18 protein-coding genes are annotated in these 17099 nt (G+C 36.2%); 6 read left to right on the forward strand and 12 right to left on the reverse strand.

Annotation, left to right across the window (positions count from 1 at the left end):
• Positions 1 to 470: 470 nt before the first annotated feature.
• Positions 471 to 656 (reverse strand): hypothetical protein, encoded by a 186-nt coding sequence (locus EDF66_RS00930; protein WP_021188542.1) that lies wholly within the window; start codon positions 654 to 656, stop codon positions 471 to 473.
• A gap of 53 nt (positions 657 to 709) precedes the next feature.
• On the opposite strand from EDF66_RS00930, the gene EDF66_RS00935 reads away from it, so the two are divergent.
• On the forward strand, positions 710 to 1303 hold the full coding sequence (locus EDF66_RS00935) for a TetR/AcrR family transcriptional regulator (RefSeq protein WP_132839873.1): 594 nt from the start codon (positions 710 to 712) through the stop codon (positions 1301 to 1303).
• A 56-nt stretch (positions 1304 to 1359) separates the two neighbouring features.
• Positions 1360 to 2079: a bifunctional demethylmenaquinone methyltransferase/2-methoxy-6-polyprenyl-1,4-benzoquinol methylase UbiE gene (gene ubiE, locus EDF66_RS00940; RefSeq protein WP_259192886.1), complete on the forward strand. Its 720-nt coding sequence runs from the start codon at positions 1360 to 1362 to the stop codon at positions 2077 to 2079.
• A gap of 103 nt (positions 2080 to 2182) precedes the next feature.
• Here ubiE and EDF66_RS00945 read toward each other — a convergent pair whose 3' ends face one another.
• Both EDF66_RS00945 and EDF66_RS00950 read right to left on the reverse strand, forming a co-directional pair.
• Complete coding sequence (locus tag EDF66_RS00945) at positions 2183 to 3283, reverse strand: hypothetical protein (protein ID WP_132839877.1); 1101 nt, start codon at positions 3281 to 3283, stop codon at positions 2183 to 2185.
• Between the two features lie 57 nt (positions 3284 to 3340).
• Positions 3341 to 3982: a DUF4272 domain-containing protein gene (locus tag EDF66_RS00950; RefSeq protein WP_132839879.1), complete on the reverse strand. Its 642-nt coding sequence runs from the start codon at positions 3980 to 3982 to the stop codon at positions 3341 to 3343.
• 216 nt (positions 3983 to 4198) lie between these two features.
• Between EDF66_RS00950 and EDF66_RS00955 the strand changes: the two genes are divergently transcribed.
• Together EDF66_RS00955 and EDF66_RS00960 are read left to right on the forward strand one after the other, a co-directional pair.
• Positions 4199 to 4525, forward strand: a complete 327-nt coding sequence (locus tag EDF66_RS00955) for a hypothetical protein (protein ID WP_132839880.1) — start codon at positions 4199 to 4201, stop codon at positions 4523 to 4525.
• 264 nt (positions 4526 to 4789) lie between these two features.
• Positions 4790 to 5476 (forward strand): hypothetical protein, encoded by a 687-nt coding sequence (locus tag EDF66_RS00960; protein WP_132839882.1) that lies wholly within the window; start codon positions 4790 to 4792, stop codon positions 5474 to 5476.
• Positions 5477 to 5630: 154 nt separating this feature from the next.
• On the opposite strand, the gene EDF66_RS26410 is transcribed toward EDF66_RS00960, so the two are convergent.
• Entirely contained in the window at positions 5631 to 5756 is a 126-nt protein-coding gene (locus EDF66_RS26410) for a hypothetical protein (RefSeq protein ID WP_259192758.1), read from the reverse strand.
• A gap of 376 nt (positions 5757 to 6132) precedes the next feature.
• Between EDF66_RS26410 and EDF66_RS00965 the strand changes: the two genes are divergently transcribed.
• On the forward strand, positions 6133 to 6660 hold the full coding sequence (locus tag EDF66_RS00965; RefSeq protein WP_132839884.1) for a GNAT family N-acetyltransferase: 528 nt from the start codon (positions 6133 to 6135) through the stop codon (positions 6658 to 6660).
• A 306-nt stretch (positions 6661 to 6966) separates the two neighbouring features.
• Here the strand turns inward: EDF66_RS00965 and EDF66_RS00970 are convergent, their stop codons facing one another.
• The 4 genes from EDF66_RS00970 to EDF66_RS00985 form a co-directional block, all read right to left on the reverse strand.
• Entirely contained in the window at positions 6967 to 7767 is an 801-nt protein-coding gene (locus EDF66_RS00970; RefSeq protein ID WP_132839886.1) for a class D beta-lactamase, read from the reverse strand.
• A 305-nt stretch (positions 7768 to 8072) separates the two neighbouring features.
• Positions 8073 to 8909: an alpha/beta hydrolase gene (locus EDF66_RS00975; protein ID WP_132839888.1), complete on the reverse strand. Its 837-nt coding sequence runs from the start codon at positions 8907 to 8909 to the stop codon at positions 8073 to 8075.
• Positions 8910 to 8917: 8 nt separating this feature from the next.
• Positions 8918 to 9955, reverse strand: a complete 1038-nt coding sequence (locus tag EDF66_RS00980; protein WP_132839889.1) for an LLM class flavin-dependent oxidoreductase — start codon at positions 9953 to 9955, stop codon at positions 8918 to 8920.
• A 154-nt stretch (positions 9956 to 10109) separates the two neighbouring features.
• Positions 10110 to 10685, reverse strand: coding sequence for a TetR/AcrR family transcriptional regulator (locus EDF66_RS00985; protein ID WP_132839891.1), 576 nt, complete (start codon positions 10683 to 10685; stop codon positions 10110 to 10112).
• Between the two features lie 302 nt (positions 10686 to 10987).
• Between EDF66_RS00985 and EDF66_RS00990 the strand changes: the two genes are divergently transcribed.
• Positions 10988 to 11296: a 2Fe-2S iron-sulfur cluster-binding protein gene (locus EDF66_RS00990; protein WP_165902322.1), complete on the forward strand. Its 309-nt coding sequence runs from the start codon at positions 10988 to 10990 to the stop codon at positions 11294 to 11296.
• A gap of 347 nt (positions 11297 to 11643) precedes the next feature.
• On the opposite strand, the gene EDF66_RS00995 is transcribed toward EDF66_RS00990, so the two are convergent.
• The 4 genes from EDF66_RS00995 to EDF66_RS01010 form a co-directional block, all read right to left on the reverse strand.
• The gene (locus tag EDF66_RS00995; protein WP_132839894.1) at positions 11644 to 12195 is read right to left on the reverse strand and encodes a dihydrofolate reductase family protein; all 552 of its coding nucleotides are present in this window, start codon (positions 12193 to 12195) and stop codon (positions 11644 to 11646) included.
• Positions 12196 to 12381: 186 nt separating this feature from the next.
• A complete protein-coding gene (locus EDF66_RS01000; protein WP_207898374.1) occupies positions 12382 to 12825 on the reverse strand; it encodes a hypothetical protein in 444 nt (147 codons plus the stop codon).
• Between the two features lie 13 nt (positions 12826 to 12838).
• Positions 12839 to 13936: an efflux RND transporter periplasmic adaptor subunit gene (locus EDF66_RS01005; protein ID WP_132839896.1), complete on the reverse strand. Its 1098-nt coding sequence runs from the start codon at positions 13934 to 13936 to the stop codon at positions 12839 to 12841.
• A gap of 13 nt (positions 13937 to 13949) precedes the next feature.
• The gene (locus EDF66_RS01010; protein WP_132839897.1) at positions 13950 to 17093 is read right to left on the reverse strand and encodes an efflux RND transporter permease subunit; all 3144 of its coding nucleotides are present in this window, start codon (positions 17091 to 17093) and stop codon (positions 13950 to 13952) included.
• Positions 17094 to 17099 lie beyond the last annotated feature (6 nt).

Here is a 17099-nt window from a genome sequence, read left to right on the forward strand (position 1 = left end):
TTCCCAAAAAACATTTATTTTTTCTGTTTCAAGAAAGGGTGAAATATTCCAAATTAAATTATGTCCTTTCGTGTTAATCAAGAATCTTATGGATAATCGTTAGCTAAATTTACTTTTCAAATAATTTTGATGACAGAAATAATAAAAGCATCCACCTGCGAAGTAACACAGGGTATCTATTGGATCACTGACATTGTAATTGGTGTATTGAGGCATGATATATTCAAAAACAATGGAAACGAAAAACGCTAATACAAGTATCTGATATAATGGATAATAATGTGGTGCGCTGTATAAAGTTAAAAGGAGATTGCCAATGCAAAATGCGATATATGCGATTAATGGAACAAAGACAAAATCTGTCAACCAGTTATTTAAAACCGGGATTGGCTGTCCTGTCTGCCTGCAATATCGAATAAGAATCCACGATAGACCATAAAACAGCAAGAATGGGTCAGATAAGTATTGCTTTAATGTGCAAAAGAAATTGCGATCAAGGTAGCGACTATTCCACATGTCATCAAGGTTAAAAACATATACCATCCCATAACTTTACTGGCTCTTTTCAAAGTACTATCTGTGGTATTAAAACCAAAAATAGTTTCTCGAATATCTTTAAGATTTCTTATGAACCAGTTCTCTTTTTGCGTTTTCATACACAAAAGTAAAAAATATATTCAAAATTAGAACAAAAGTTCTAATTTTGAATATGAATACAAAAGAACGCATTCTTGAAATTTCATTGCAGGTCTTTAATACCAGAGGTCTTCGGAATACCAGTACCCGCCACATCGCCACAGAAATGGGTATCAGTGCAGGAAATTTACATTATCACTTCAAACATACGGAGGATATCATACAAGCCTTATTTGACCGCCTTATTGAAGAATCAGATGTGCTAATGGCTTCTCTTGAAAACTATGTAGAAGGTGTTGACATGGAATTAGTATTTACTATTTTCAAAGATTTTTATAATCTCCTCACTCGTTATCAGTTTATATTCATAAACTTTGTTGAAATCTCCTTATGGATCCCTTCAATCCGCGAATCATATGCTGCAATAGTGATTAAACGTAAAAAGGAAACCAAACGTTTCTTTAACTTGATGGTTCAAAAGAAAGTATTAAGAAATGATATCCCTGAAGAAGTGTGGGATTATCTGATCAACAATATTTTTATTGTGGTTGACTTTTGGCCCTCACATAACTTGATTAATGAAAAACTTGAAGGTCTCCAGGCGTATGAATCCTATGTCAGTTCCATCAAGGCTTTAATGTATCCCTATTTCACACATCCAGAGTAACTAATAATAATTCAACTTAAATTGGATCGGCATCATTTAAAAAATATGAACTCGAAATTACACCTTATTTAGACTCGACAGAAGGAAAAAGTAAACAGGTTGAACACATGTTTGATACCATCTCCGAAAAGTATGATCTCCTAAACAATATTATCACCTTTAGGATGGATAAAAGTTGGCGACGTAAAGTTTTAAAAATAGTTTCAGAATGTCATCCCCGTCACATACTTGACGTCGCAACCGGGACTGGCGATATGGCAATTCTTTTAGGAAAGACGCAAGCTGAAAATATAATCGGCGTTGATATCTCTAAAGGAATGCTTAAGATCGCAAATGAAAAAATTAGTGCCAATAAATTAGACGGACGCATTCACACTGAAGTGCAGCATGCTGAATCTCTATCTTTTGCTGATTGTTCTTTTGATATAGTCAATATCAGCTACGGTGTAAGGAATTTTGAAAACCTTGAAAAAGGACTTGGAGAAATGTATAGAGTAATGCAGTCTGACGGAACGATTGTTATTTTAGAAACTTCGGTTCCCTCAAATAAATTAATAAAATTTGGATACCTCCTGTATACGGAACACCTCATGCCAAGGATAGCCCGAATCTTTTCCAAAGATAAAAATGCATATGCTTACCTATCCAAATCGGCTATAAACTTCCCTTCTGGAGATAAATTCTTGAGCATACTGGAAGAATCCGGCTTTGTTAAAGTAAAAGCCTATCCACAACTTTTTGGTGCAGCTACCATTTATGTTGGTAAAAAGCAATAATAAAAGCTGGCTTCCTGCTGAAATGAAGATCAGCAGCACAATTCAGCAGGAAGCCCACTTATGGGATTATATTTCGCGGTAGGAACAAAAACTAATCTTTCACTTACGTTTGTTGGTGAAAAGCTACGACAAGAGAACAATCTGTACAAATTTCAACATAAAGTGTTCCTTCTGAACCGTTCATGATTTGATCCCAAGAAAGAGCCGCTAGTAATTTCATTTTCTCTTGACAGTCAGGACAGTTTTCATATTGCCAATCCTGCACCCATTCTGCGTTCCCTCCTATTATTGATACATCATCATTTCCGCAAGCAAAATAAACCGGTTTTTTTGAAACTGATAACGCCAGTTTGTTTGTTGTCAATTCTTTGAAATCTGCTAACGACAAATAGTTTTCTTCTGTATACGGTTCTACGATCTCAAAAGTGCTCGCTCCATCAATCTGATAACGAACTATTGTCCTTTCACACATACTTGCACAATTCGGACATATTGGAATTTTTACAAGCCCTGGTAATCCAAGAAATGATAGCCGTTCGTCGTTTCCATTTAGGGTTAAAATATCGACCGTTTGACAATTACAGATCTGACAATTCTCATTTTTTGGCACAGCTACTTTGACTGCATTATCTTCATGTTGTTCACCTTCTAAAAGTGAATAACACGTTCCATAATTAAGTTGAACCTTGTTTCCTTCTTGATCAAAAGTCCATCCGCCCAATGCGGCATAAAATGAAGGATCTACATACAGATTTTTACGCCAAGGCAGTGGATTTTTCTCCAGTTCATAGAAAGTCTTTCTTACTTTTTCACCACCTACCACGGCAAGACAACTTAATATATGGCCTGCATAAGCACAATCAGGTGTACAGATTAATGCGATTAATTGATCTTGGATTTCATCTGATGCATTTCTATATAAGGTTGGCGGATAAAAGATCTTTCTTTGAAATGCTGCATCAGCAATTTTACTTGTATCAATATCCTGATAAGCCAGTAATCCAGAGAAATCTTTATAGACTTCTTCCCATTTGTCAATGGTTTCAATTTTTGCAATAATATTTTCAACCGTTTCAAGAATCTGGCCTCTGCTCATCGATTCATAATATTCTCGCAACTTTCTGTTTTTGCAAGAATAGCACAGTCCCTCAAAATATTTTTCTCTGTCACATTCAGGACATGGTATAGCTGTTCTCTGTGTCATTTATTTCAATCTTATTTTTAAAGTGATTAGGAAAAAGCCGGAACTAAATATTGGTTTTTACGTTCCCATTTCAACATTATCCCAGTCATTTTCGCGGTTGAATGCCCATTCCAAAGATTTCCGTCGCTCATAGATCAGTCCTTCATTTAACTTAGCTTGACGGCCATTTAGTCTTTCATCTACACAGTACCAATGCAATCTATAATAGTAATCCAGCATCGTATATAGCTCGATCTCTGTCCGTACTTTTGACAGACGCTCAAGCTTAATATTCGTTTCACCATGTTGTAAATTAGGTAACAGGGAGACCATATGATCACCGACAAAGTCCTCTGCTTCTAGACGCTCAATCATACCAGTTGCCCACATTAAAGCCCATAAACTTTCTAAATACCAATTCAGGCTATTAATTTCGATATCCGTTAGCTCATCATTGTCTTTTTCTAAGATTTCTTTTTCAGCATCTGAAAGAAATACGAGAAGATTTTGGTTTTCAAGCCATTCCTTAATAATATAAACTGGAGCCTCAAAAGCAATATTTATGAGCGCATTCATAACCGACATTCTGCCTTTTATTTCATCCAATGTCCGAAAAGAAGATGTCTCTAAAATGGGAAGCCAATCATTAACACGATAACCTTTATCTTTAATTATTTTATCGTTTTCTAATTTTATCTGATGTTTTTGTTCTTCTGTCATTTTATATTGTCAATTATAATAGTAAACATAGTTTGATAATGATCTAAGCATGGAAGTCATTTCTCTTCTCAAACGAAAATACAGATTAAGATAGTATCTGCAAACACGATAAAGAAGAGAATATGCATTAATTTATGATTGTACTTAACTACATATTGCTTTCATGAGCGCTTATTGGTAGCTTTATAAGGAAAACAATCATTATCAATGAAGCAGATGTCACTAACAATTGATATACTAAACTACGGTCTAGAACTTTCAATGGACTTTGGTGAAAACTGGTTGCAACCGATCAATGAAAGATTGTCAAGTGTATTTCCGAATTTAAGTGCACAAAAACTGGAAGAGTGTCATTTAATTTGTAAGACTGTGAATAAAATGGGAAATCGCTATGTACAAGAAAACCCAGTTCATACAGGGACAGAGATTACATTTATTGCTTTTGAAGCTTTTGAAAAGTTTATGCTAAATAAGTATCATTGGGTATCTGCAAAAAATTTAAAACGCCTTTACAGTCAAAGTTGTTATTACGCTTATAAATAAAAACATCATGTAATAATGCAAACACCCTTTACGAATCGAATATTAGCATTAATGATGAGACCCCTATTTACTATGATGAGCAGTATGGCTTTACCTCAGTAAATTATCAGAGTCAAGGATGTTTTCTATTCATTGGGGTAATATTCTTCTTATTTCGAGTTATTCTATTTAGATAATGTAAAGAAGATTAGAGAATACTAAATGCTATTATACAAGTTAAAAAGTTTCAAAATAAAAAAGATAAATAAATTTACAACAGCATTTATGGAAAATAAAACCAAGTTTGAAACTTTTGATCAATTGGTCTTTTTAACCGAATTATATCAAAATGAAGATAGCTTTAATAAAACAGCATCCTTATTGATCAATGCATTAAATGATTGGCCTAATGCTCACTCATTAAAAATCTCGGAATTTATACAAGAGTTTGAAAGTTATTTTGGTAAGCCTATTACAATAGATAAAATCCGAAAGAATTCTATCGGTTCCACATATCTCGATGCTTGGAGATGCGAAGCTGGAAGTTCATTAATAGAAATGATTGAATATGCAGAAGTACTTTATAATCGATCTGATTTTTCTTATATCATCGAACAAATAATCATTTATTACCAAAATAAAATTAAAATGATTGATTTTGTTGCTGAATTAACATATAGAACTCTGGAAGAAGGAGGTCGATCAACTCCAGCTTTTTCAAAATATAGACCACAAGTAAAATTTGATTTTGACGACATGCAAACATCCGGGGAACAGACTTTTATTAATAAGACAGTTGTATATCCTGGGGAGGAAGTTAAAGCTACCCTTAGAATTATTGGACAAGAATATTTCAGTGGCAGGTTGGAAGATGGAATGTTTTTTGAATTTCGTGAAGGAAGCAGGATAATTGGTACGGGAAAAATTGTAAAAATAATGAATGAGAAATTGAGGAAAACTATAAATTCCTGATCGATTCAAATAAAGAAATATTGAATAATACGAATTAATAAAATATAATTACCCCCTTAATGGTTCATAGTAAAGCATGATCGCACCCCTTTTTAATTTCATGAGCACGATTTCCTCCAACAATAGCGTATGTTTCAACAACCTTGGCAACGGTTTAGTTGGTTTTAATTATTGCTCCATCTCCAATCATCATCCTCGACATACTTTTCGCATAATAGCCAATCCAAACATCATTTCCAATATTAATATATCTTTTTGCTGGATAAGCTTTATTATCCATCGTTTTTCCCCAGCCATTCCAGCTATCAACTTTTTCTTAAATAAATATTGTTCCAAAACTTATTTTTTTCGCTTTAGCTGATTATTATAACGACATAATCTGAATTATCCCACAATCAAAACACTGTAATTTTTACATTCCATAAGGATTGATTGTTTAAAGATATTTAAATCTGCTTTATTTAAAAAGTAAACCTTTTAGATCAAAAAAATAGAGGAGTCAAAATCCTAAATGTGACACCGAAAAAATGCATCTACATAGAAATTCACAATATGATAACGAGCAAGTTTTGTAAATTTGTATAATAATTAGAAAATTACAATGTAAAACTGTCACTGCTCTTATGTTGTAATTAAATACAACAAGTAACTTAAGAATGGAAAATACAGTGCTAAAAAAAGTAACTCTTCAGGATGTGGAAACTTTACAGAAGATTGGAAGAGCTACTTTTGCCGAAACATTTTCAGATGGTAGTAAGAACGAAAGCCTAATAAAATACCTAGAAGAAGCCTTTTCTATAAAAAAACTCACCCAGGAATTGAACGTTATTTCTTCTCAATTTTACTTTGCTGTACGATTAAACGAAGTAATTGGCTACATGAAGCTGAATAAAGGATCATCACAGACTGAATTGCAAGATGATCAAGCGCTTGAGATCGAACGCATATATTTACTTCGCGCTTATCACGGAAAGAAAATTGGACAGCTCCTTTGTGAGCAGGCTATAGCTGTTGCCCAGGACATTGGATCATATTATGTCTGGTTGGGGGTGTGGACGGAGAATAAAAGAGCAATTCGATTTTATGAAAAAAATGGATTTCTTGAGTTCGACAGCCATATCTTCAAGCTAGGAAATGATGAACATATCAATATCATGATGAAAAGGAACTTAAAACAGGACTAACACACTTCTAATGCTTTAAGCATATCAGTTTCCAGTGCAATCAATGAATTGTATATTTTAAATGTAAATCCTGGTGTAAAGTGGCTAGCGGTTTGATCTAAATTGTATAAAGTATATTGATCATGCTTCTGCATCATCCGGAATAAACGGGCTATTTACATGATTTTCATCATAAAATCCTTTCAAGTCTTTCCTAATTATTTTATGAGTTCCTACTCTAAAAAAGACGAGTACGATAGCGGATACAAAAGTAACAAAAAACAAATTTTACTGTCTTATATCTCAATCATTGATAAAGTAAAAATATTACAAAATATGTAGTTCCTTTAAGATCTTAACTGTTATCTCTTTTCTACATTTACCGAAATTAGTATTGATATCCGTTCGATCTTTTAGGAGACGTGTCGCAAAAAAATAGACATTGTCCTTACGTTCTACATATCCGATCCACCATCCGGTATCTTTTCCATCGTCTCGTGTCCAGCCCGTTTTTGCTCTAATCGTATATGCCTTGGTTTTGGTTTCAATCATCATTTCTTTCAGAATCTTAAAAGAATTTTTTTTAAATGGTAATGTTTCTTCATATACACCCCGTAATATTTCTATTTGATTGACGGGAGATATTGCAAAATTTCCAAAATTCCAAAAATCATCGTCCGCAACTGAAAGGTCTACATTACCATAATGGCTGGCTTTCAAATATTTCTTATACTGCTCTTTACCAATCACTTTAGCCATCTCAACATATGCCCAGCCCGCAGATTGCTTAAATGCTTCTCTCATGCTCATGTCGTGATAAATATCAGGTCGATAACCATATTTTATAGTATCAGTTGAACCAGGCCACTTGATGATCTGTTCTTCACCTGAAACGACATTCGTTTCGAGAGCAATTAATGTATTGATAATTTTAAAAGTCGAAGCGGGTAAAGTTGGACTGTTACTATCAATTATGTCGCTAGAAATCCATTTTTTCTCCTTAAGATCATATATCGTAACACTCCCCTTTAGATTACAATCCTCAAATGGTTTGGAAAGATTGATTTGTGCGCTTGACGGTGCTATCAGCACAATGATCGCAATTAGGATTAAAATTACATTTTTCATGGAGCCAGTTTTACTTGTATCATCAATTGGATTTAACATGTACACATTTATTTGAATTTGTAAAATACAAAGTAAATACAAAAAACATCATGAATAGCTAGATATTATAGCTTTAAACATCTTAATATAGGACCTATATATGCAAAAAGTTGATATAAATAGTTAAAAATGATTATTAATATATCACAGCTAGTTTAAATTCATAATCGTATTCTGTTTTCTACCATAAAAAATGCCCCGAAAAAGTGTTCAACTTTCCGGGGCAAGTCCAAATCCATGGATTGCAGGTTTGTTTGAAGGAGTCTTTAATAATAAGAAAGGAGCCACTTCATGATTAATGCTTTTGCCTCTTCTAAATAGTCAAACTTTCCACCAAACATGTTATTTCCTTTTATTCCCCACGCATGATTTCCCTGAGGAAATAGGTAAAGCGTTGCAGGAATATTATGTTTTTTCAATGCTTCGTAATATGTGGTACTGTTGAGTGTCGAAACCACCGTATCATCATCACTAACCAAAATTAACGTAGGCGGAGTATCTGCACGAACCTGCTTTTGACAGGAATACTTTTCTATTGTGTCTGGTGATGGCTGTTTACCTAGTAAATTTTGATAAGTATCTACTTGTGTATGCACTCCCATGGAAATAACAGGATAGAATAACATTGAAAAATCGGGACGGGTGCTGATACCTTCGACTGAGAACAATGTAGATGCTAATGCTGCAAGATGTCCTCCTGCTGAAAAACCAGCTACGCCGATCTTATTTTTATTTATACCTAAATTTTTAAAATTCTTACGTAAATACCTAATTGATTCCTGAAGATCATCTAGCGGAACTTCCTGATGACCATTAGGCATTCTGTATTTCAGAACTGCTGCAGTAATACCCAAGTTCACTAGCCAGTCTGCAAAATCATAGCCCTGACTGGTGATAGCTAAGCCAGCATAAGCACCTCCGGGACAAATAATCACAGCGACACCTGTATTGTTTGCTTCTTCTGGACTATAAATGATAAGTTCCGCTTCGGTAACATTGACAATTTCCAAAATTTCTTCTGAATTTACAATCTCCGCTTCGGACAATCCACTAGCAGTTGGGGGATTACCATCCCAAAGTTTTATTTTTTTTATCTCGCTCATTATAGTAATTATTTCTTTAATGCTTCCCTTACCTTTGGTGCTATTTTAGTCCCAAATATTTCTATTGATTTCATCAGGTGTGCATGGGAAGGCGCTCCTACATCCAAGTGTGCTGAAAAACGTGTAATGCCAAATAACTCATGCGCATATATTATTTTATCGACTGTCTCCTGTGCATCGCCAACAAACAATGCACCCTCTCGAGATCTTCCAAAGTCATATTGTTCTCGTTGAAATGGAAACCAACCTCTGGTTCTTCCAATACGGTCCATTTGCGCTCCGTAAAGAGGATAATAATAAGAAGCGATTTCTTTACTATTATCTCCAAATAGAGCATGTGAAAACATTCCCACTTGAAATTTTGCCATATCATGTCCAAATTGCTGATAGGTATTTTTATACAACTCATAGAGCGATTTGAATCTTAACAAAGATGTACCGGCAACAATGGCAAATACTAAGGGCAATCCTAGTCTGCCTGCACGAATAACAGAATCGGGTGTTCCTCCTGCCGCGACCCATACAGTAAGCTTACTATTTTCCGTCCTAGGCAATACTTGCTGATTTTCTAAAGGAGCACGGAAACGGCCTTTCCAATTAATGGTTTCATTTTTATTGATTTCTAATAAAAGATCCAACTTCTCTTCAAACAAAGCACTATAATCTTGTAAGTCATAGCCAAAAAGAGGAAAAGACTCCGTAAAGCTTCCTCTTCCTGCCATTAGTTCTGCTCTGCCGTCAGATAGCAGATCTACCATCGCAAAATTCTGGTAGAGCTTCACGGGATCTGATGAACTTAAGACTGTAACTGAGCTGGTTAACTTAATTCTCTTTGTTACCACTGCTGCCGCGGCAAGGACAATTTCCGGACTTGGTACTGCATATTCTGGTCGGTGGTGCTCTCCTATTCCTATCACATCAATTCCCAACTCATCTGCAAGTTTTATCTCTTCTATAAGCTCTTTTAACCGCTGTTTAGCAGATTGCATTTTTCCGGTCACCTGATCGATGTGCAAATCACCAAACATACTAATTCCTAATTCCATATCATTTTGATTTATTATTATAGAACAATCATTCTATTATTGTGCAAAAAAAACTAAAGCTCTAATTATTATATATAAAATTCATATCGTTTATTAATGGAACGATCGTTCTATTAATAAACAAAAAAAATCGATTTCCCGCCCTTAAAAAATATTATCTCAAAATTGCAAGCATATTTTCTGCCATTTGCTCCACCATTTTTTTATCATTATATAAAGATTGCATCTGCCATAAACCTGCAAAATTTCCAACAATAAACTGTGCCAATTGTCTTGCATCTTTACCAGCAGAAATTTCACCAGCTTGCTGCGCTTTTTCAATGAATACTTGGAAAATGGTTATCAGCGCATTACTTAGCTTTTTTAATAATACTTTAACCTCTTCATCTTGGGGTGCCATCTCGAAAGAAGACTTGACAATCATGCAAACTTTATTTTCTTCAAAGGATCGTGCTATTGCTTTCTTCACAATGAGTTCAATGCACCTAAGTGGTGAATTTTCTCCAACCGCAGCCTTTTGATATGCACTATACGTTTCCAAAGCATAGTTTTGAAGACTTTCCACAAAAAGCTGATGCTTATCTCCATAAGTCGTATACATACTACCCCTGTTCACCTTCATTTGGCTTACTAACTCTTGCATTGAAGTGGCATGATACCCCTTTTCCCAAAACAAAGCGCGAGCTTTTTCTAACTTTTCTGTTGGATCAAATTCTTTGTTGCGTGCCATAATGATGACAAAAGTATATAATTGGAACGACTATTCCAATTAAATCTACATATTAAAAATAGTCAAAATAACACACTGAAAATTAATTCATTATAAAACATAAAAAATTACATCATACGCTAGTTCAATAATCTAAATTAAGAATCAGCTTTAAAAAGAATAACCATATACCAAATTTCACGTGTCTGGACCAGCTGTTTTATCTTCGAACTGTACCATGGCAGTAAGCCTTAGATGAAATACTTTTGGATCGTAATAGTTGGGTGTGATTTGTAATAATGAGTTTAAATGAAACCAATAAAATGTCAATAAGAGAAACCGAATTTTCAGATCAAGTGGAAGCCACTGTAACATTTAGTGGAAAAACACAGCGTATACAATGGCGCAAGGAGATGTCATTACTAGATGCCATGTTGAATGCCGGAATTGATGCGCCCCATTCTTGTTGTAGCGGTAAATGTGGTACTTGCGTTTGCAAACTGCAAGCTGGTGAAGTATGTTTAAAAAGAAATTTTGTTTTATCTGAAACTCATCTACAGCAAGGTCTAATTTTGGCTTGTGTAGCAGCTCCGGTTAGTGATAGTATTCACATAACTTATGATAATTTCTGACCAATTATAATGACTTAAGTGGTATAACAAAAAGAATACTTCTGTTAATAAAGATTGATAGCATTGGTGAAGAAATTGAGTTGATGTACCTACTTAGATATCAATTTTTGAAGTAAAAGAAGATAAATTAAATAATAATGCGTACGGAATCTAAAAATTTGTATTAATCTTTACAGTGCTAAAATATTTAAATATAAAAAGTCAATCGCATTAGAAAGAGTACATCTATAATTTACTTGCAGATATGAAAATAAAAGATGTGGTATCAGTACGGAATAATAACATACATATTGTTAATCTTGTTTACCAAACCCCGTTTTTGCTCTAAAAAGTAATTAGAAATACAATTACCCCCTTAGCGGTTCATAGTAAAGGATGATCGCACCGCTACTAAAAATCTTCGTTTTGATGAGCTTCAATAAAGTTCGATCATGCATTTCCTCAAACAGTGACAAGCCCTTACCTGCGATAAGCGGATGCACGCAAAACTGGTATTCATCAATCAGATCCCATTTCATGAGTTGATTAATCATACTCCTGCTGCCCAGTAAAATATCTTTCTCAGAATTTTCTTTCAGTGCTAAAACTTCCTTTTCAATATCCTGAGTTGCTAATCTTGCGGTATCCCAATCCGTATCTTTCAGTTTATTCGAAAAGACTATTTTTGGAATCTGATCTATTGCTATGGCAAAGTCATTCATCGATTTTTCTTCTGAAGGATCTTTTAAAAACGTCTGCCAATATTTCATAAGCTCAAATGTAATTCTACCATATAGAATTACCTCAGAATCCTTTAATAAATTTGTATAATGCTGATGAACTTCTTCGTCCGGTTGTATGGCCGTATGATCAAAAACACCATCAAGTGTCATATTGATCGTTGCAATTACTTTCTTCATTACCGCTCTTATTTTATATGAATGCCCGTTTTCTGAAATACCAATATGAAAATACAAATTTTGAATGGTAAAATCTCACTTTGCCCATAAGTAACACAGCTATTTACTAGAATCGTCCAAAATACAGATCTAAAAAAGGTGCTCTTCAAGTCAATGAAAAGCACCTTTTATCCTTCTTTCTACTTCCTATTGCGAAGCTTTTAGAAATGCATCGTAGTTATCTTTGCTTTCGAAGTATGCGACTTCATCCTGATCTCCGATCAACACGATGTAGGCCGTTGCTTTATCTACTTTCTTTAAAGTGTGAGGATCGACCGCCATTCTGACCTTGGCATCATTTGGAATACGCTCTTTACACATCTCGCAACAACCGTAATATAGCTTACCCTCGAACGGAACTTCCAGTTGCTGTTTGACCATATAGGCATCATTCACCATACAGACCAGATTATTGGGTACCTGATCTCCCTTTTTAGGAGTTGAAGTTCCTGCAGGAGCTGGAACCAGAATAGGCTTTTGAGCCGGTGTACCACTAATCGCCCCCGCTTCTTTCGGTGCTTCATTCGTGCAGGATACCAGTACGATGGCAGCTATTGCCACCATCGCTATTGTGTTGAATTGTTTTATCATGATTTTAAATATTTTATTTATTTGGAATTGCTGAACCATCTTGAATCTCTTCACTGCCCATTTTAAGGATCACCGTATCTTCTGCCAATTCGCCCAATACTTCGACCATCTCAGGCATCACACGTCCTTTGCTTACCGCAATCTTTCTTGCTTTCCCACCTTCAACGGCAATGACATACATCCCCATATTACTGTCTACAACGGCAGATTTTGGGACAAAGAAAGTCGCTTCACTATTTTGTAAAGGAATTTGTGTTTCGGCTATCATAAAAGGTTTCAAAGCATTATTGGTATTGATAAAATCTGCCTCAACTTTCTCCGATCGCAATTTTAAATCAAGACTACCCGATTTACGGCTTATCTTCGCAAAATATTTATGTTGCGGTTGCGATCTCACATAAAACTGAATGGTATCCCCCAGTTTTATAAAAGGAGTATTTGCTTCTGGTATGGAAAGATTCAGACGCAATTTCTGATTATTCTGAACCACTAACAACGGTGATTTACCCATTGGTCCCACATAAGCACCCAAATCAACACTTCTATCCGTGATGATACCATTGAAAGGTGCGCGGATCACTAAATAATCGTCAATATTTTTGATTTCATGATACGCTGATTCTGCGGCGGCCAATTGTGCCTGATCCGATAATTTCCGGGCAGTGATCTGATCCATTGCGTCGCGGGCGATAGCGCCCGCAGTCTGATTGGCTCTAACCATGCGATCATAAGTAGCCAGCGTTGATACATAAACAGCTTGCTGGGCCTTAAATTTCGCTTTAGCAGTTGCTACCTGCGACTGGATCTCAGGAGCCTCTAACGTCATCAAGATCTGTCCTTCAGAAACGCGATCACCGATGTCTACACGGATATTTTTAACGTAACTGTTTACTTTAGCAAATAGTTCTGTGCTCTGATCAGGTTGCAATTCACCCGCTAGTTTCAGGATAACCAAAGGATTAATTTTCTTCACAGGAACGCTTTCGAAAGGATTCATCATCATCATACCCCCCATTTCCTTTTTCTGCTCTTCTTTATTTTCTTTTTTAGATTCAGCGCAGCCCGTGAAAATAAATGCCGATACAAGTGTTATATAAATTAAGTTTTTCATTTTTTTCTGTTTTCTAATTGTTAAAATGTACACTGTTTTCATCTTCAGGATCTAGAGAAGGTGATTGAACTTTAGTTTTACCCAATACCCAAGCAAATACCAAGGGTAAAATGATGAGTACGGAAAAAGTAGAAGCTACCAGTCCACCGATAATCGCTCTACCTAAGGGTGACACTTGATCTCCACCTTCGCCAAATCCAATTGCCATCGGCAACATACCGGCTGTCATCGCCAAAGTGGTCATAATGATCGGACGGATACGCAGTCCCGTTGCTGTAATAGCAGATAGCATGGCATTTTTATTTTCTAACCGCAAGGTCTCCGCATTACTGATCAATAGTACAGCGTTGGCAATTGAAACACCTACTGCCATAATAATCCCCATATAAGATTGCATATTGATAGTTGATCCGGTCAATTTCAGTAAAACCAAAGAACCAAATACCACGAAAGGGACTGTGGTTAAAATGGTCATTGAAACCTTGAAGGATTGAAAATTAGCTGTCAGCATCAAAAAGATAACCACGATTGCGATCAATAATCCGCTTGCTAGGCTATTCATGGTATCATCCAAAACTGGAGCCATACCCGCTACTTGTATATTCACACCTTTTGGTAGTTCTCCTAAAGAATCAATTGCAGCCTGTACATCTTTTTTAGCTCGGCCAAGATCAGTCTGATGTACATTGGCTGTTACAGTTGTGTAACCCATTGTTCCCAAATTATAACTTTCGCCCAATGTTTTGACAGGTGTTATGGTTGCGACATCGCCTAATACAGGTCTGTCCGCATTTTTAGATAATGGAATGTTCGCCAGTTCATCTTGGCTGTTTAAAATATTTTGAGGCATTTGTACCTGCACGTCATAAGCAATCCCCATCATACCGCCTACCCACATATTTTTACTTGTATAACGTGAAGAAGCAGTACTGGCGACCAAAGACTTCGAAATATCCTGCGCATCTAAGCCTAACTGTGCGGCTCTATTTCTGTCAATATTAATTTCCAGAGCTGGGTAATTCATGGATTGTGGTATTTTGACATCACGTAAGTAATCCAATTCTTTAAGCTTCGCCATCAATTTATTGGCAGACATCGCATTCATCTTCTTCATCATACCCGAAATACGGATCTCAATAGCGGTATTCGCACCTTGACTTAATATTTTTTCGGTTAATTCGATTGGTTCGAAAGAAAGCTTAAGTTCTGGCATCGTTTTTTTGAGATGCGCTCTTATTTCATCTTTTAAGAGATCCGAATTCCCTTTAAAATCTTTTAGCGCAACCTGAAGTAATGCTTCATGTGGACCCGCATTATAAAGATAAATGGGACTTACCGCAAATGAGGATGGATGTAAGCCGACGTAGGCAGAGGAGATCGCAATTTTATCTTTCCCGATCAAAGTACCCAATTGATGCAATACGGCCTTTACCTTTTCTTCCGTTTTTTCAATACGCGTTCCTTCAGGCGCAGTGATCCGCACCTGGAATTGGCTCGAATTGACGTTCGGAAGAACATCTTTTCCTGTAAACTGATACATAACAGCAACTAGGACTAGGATCAGCACCAAACTGATCGAGACAATGATCTTCTTACTGGCCATTAATCGTTCCAACAGATTCGAGTAGCGAACTTTAAATCTATCGAAAGCTGTTTCTTTATGCACTTCACCCGCTACATGATTGTTTTTCATCATCCAATTGGCCATGATCGGCACAAAAGTCTGAGACATCAGGTAAGAAGTGATCATAGAAAATCCAATTGAAAGAGCCAGTGGCATAAACAGTGATCCCGGTATCCCCGTCATCACCAGTGCAGGTGCAAATACGGCGAGAATACAAAGTAAGATCAATAATTTAGGGAAAGCGATCTCCATACAGGCATCCCAGATGGCCCTTGCTTTTGTTTTTCCCATTGCAAAGTGCTGATGGATATTTTCGATCGTGACCGTACTTTCATCCACCAGAATACCGATGGCTAGCGCTAATCCCGACAAACTCATGATGTTGATGGTTTGTCCAAATAATTTAAGAAAAAGCACACCTGAAATAATGGAAATCGGAATTGTTAAAATCACGATAATTGCGGCACGCATATCTCTTAAAAATAGGATCACCATTAAACCCGTTAGCAATGCTCCCAGGACCCCTTCTACAATCAGACTTTTTACAGCATTGATCACATAGACTGACTGATCAAATTCATAAGAAATCTTCACATCATCAGGGAGGTTTTTTTGAATATTAGGAATGACCTTTTTAAGGTTCTGTACGACATCATAAGTTGACGCTTTTCCTGATTTGGCGACATTGATATATACCGAACGCTTGCCATCAATCAAGGCATAGCCAGCTGTAATATCTGCACCATCTTTAACAGTTGCAACATCTCTTAAATATACATTATCTACCTGTCCTTTGAATAATGGAATATCGCCAAACTCTTCGACCGTCTTTAAGGTATTGTTGGTCGGCGTCAAGTAGTTGATATCGTCTATATACACGTTTCCTGAAGGTGATGTAATGTTCTGTCGACTGATGATTTCCACAATCTGCTCTGGCGAAAGCTGGTGTACACGGAGTTTATTGGGATCAATATTAATTTCAATTGTCCGTGGACTACCGCCAAATGGTGGCGCTGTTGTTAACCCCGGAATGGCAATCAAGAAAGGCCGTGCTGTAAAATTGGCAATATCCTGCAGCTGATTATTCGTTTTGGTTTCACTGCGGAAAACCAATTGACCCACCGGTTGTGATGAAGCATCAAACCGAATGATAAAAGGTGGCGGAGCACCATGCGGTAAGAATACCTGCGAGCGATTGGAGAGGGCTGTCAGCTGCGCAATAGCCTCTCCCATCTCAGTACCCTCATAAAAATTGACTTTCATCAATGTCAATCCCTGTGTATTTTTCGTCTCAATACTTTTTATTCCATTCGTAAAAAGCATCATATTGACATACATCTTGGTAAAGTAACCCTCCATCTGTTGTGGCGTATAGCCGTTAAACGAGTGAGCTACATAAACCACTGGTAAGTTCATCTCAGGTAAAATATCTACCTGTATATCTTTTGCTGCCCGTATTCCGAAGAATAAAAGGCCCAATACCATAACCATGATGGAAATTGGTTTGCGAAGTGCAAATCTGATTAAATTCATTTTCGA

This window comes from Sphingobacterium sp. JUb20 (assembly GCF_004342035.1).
In the GTDB taxonomy this organism is placed as follows: domain Bacteria; phylum Bacteroidota; class Bacteroidia; order Sphingobacteriales; family Sphingobacteriaceae; genus Sphingobacterium; species Sphingobacterium anhuiense.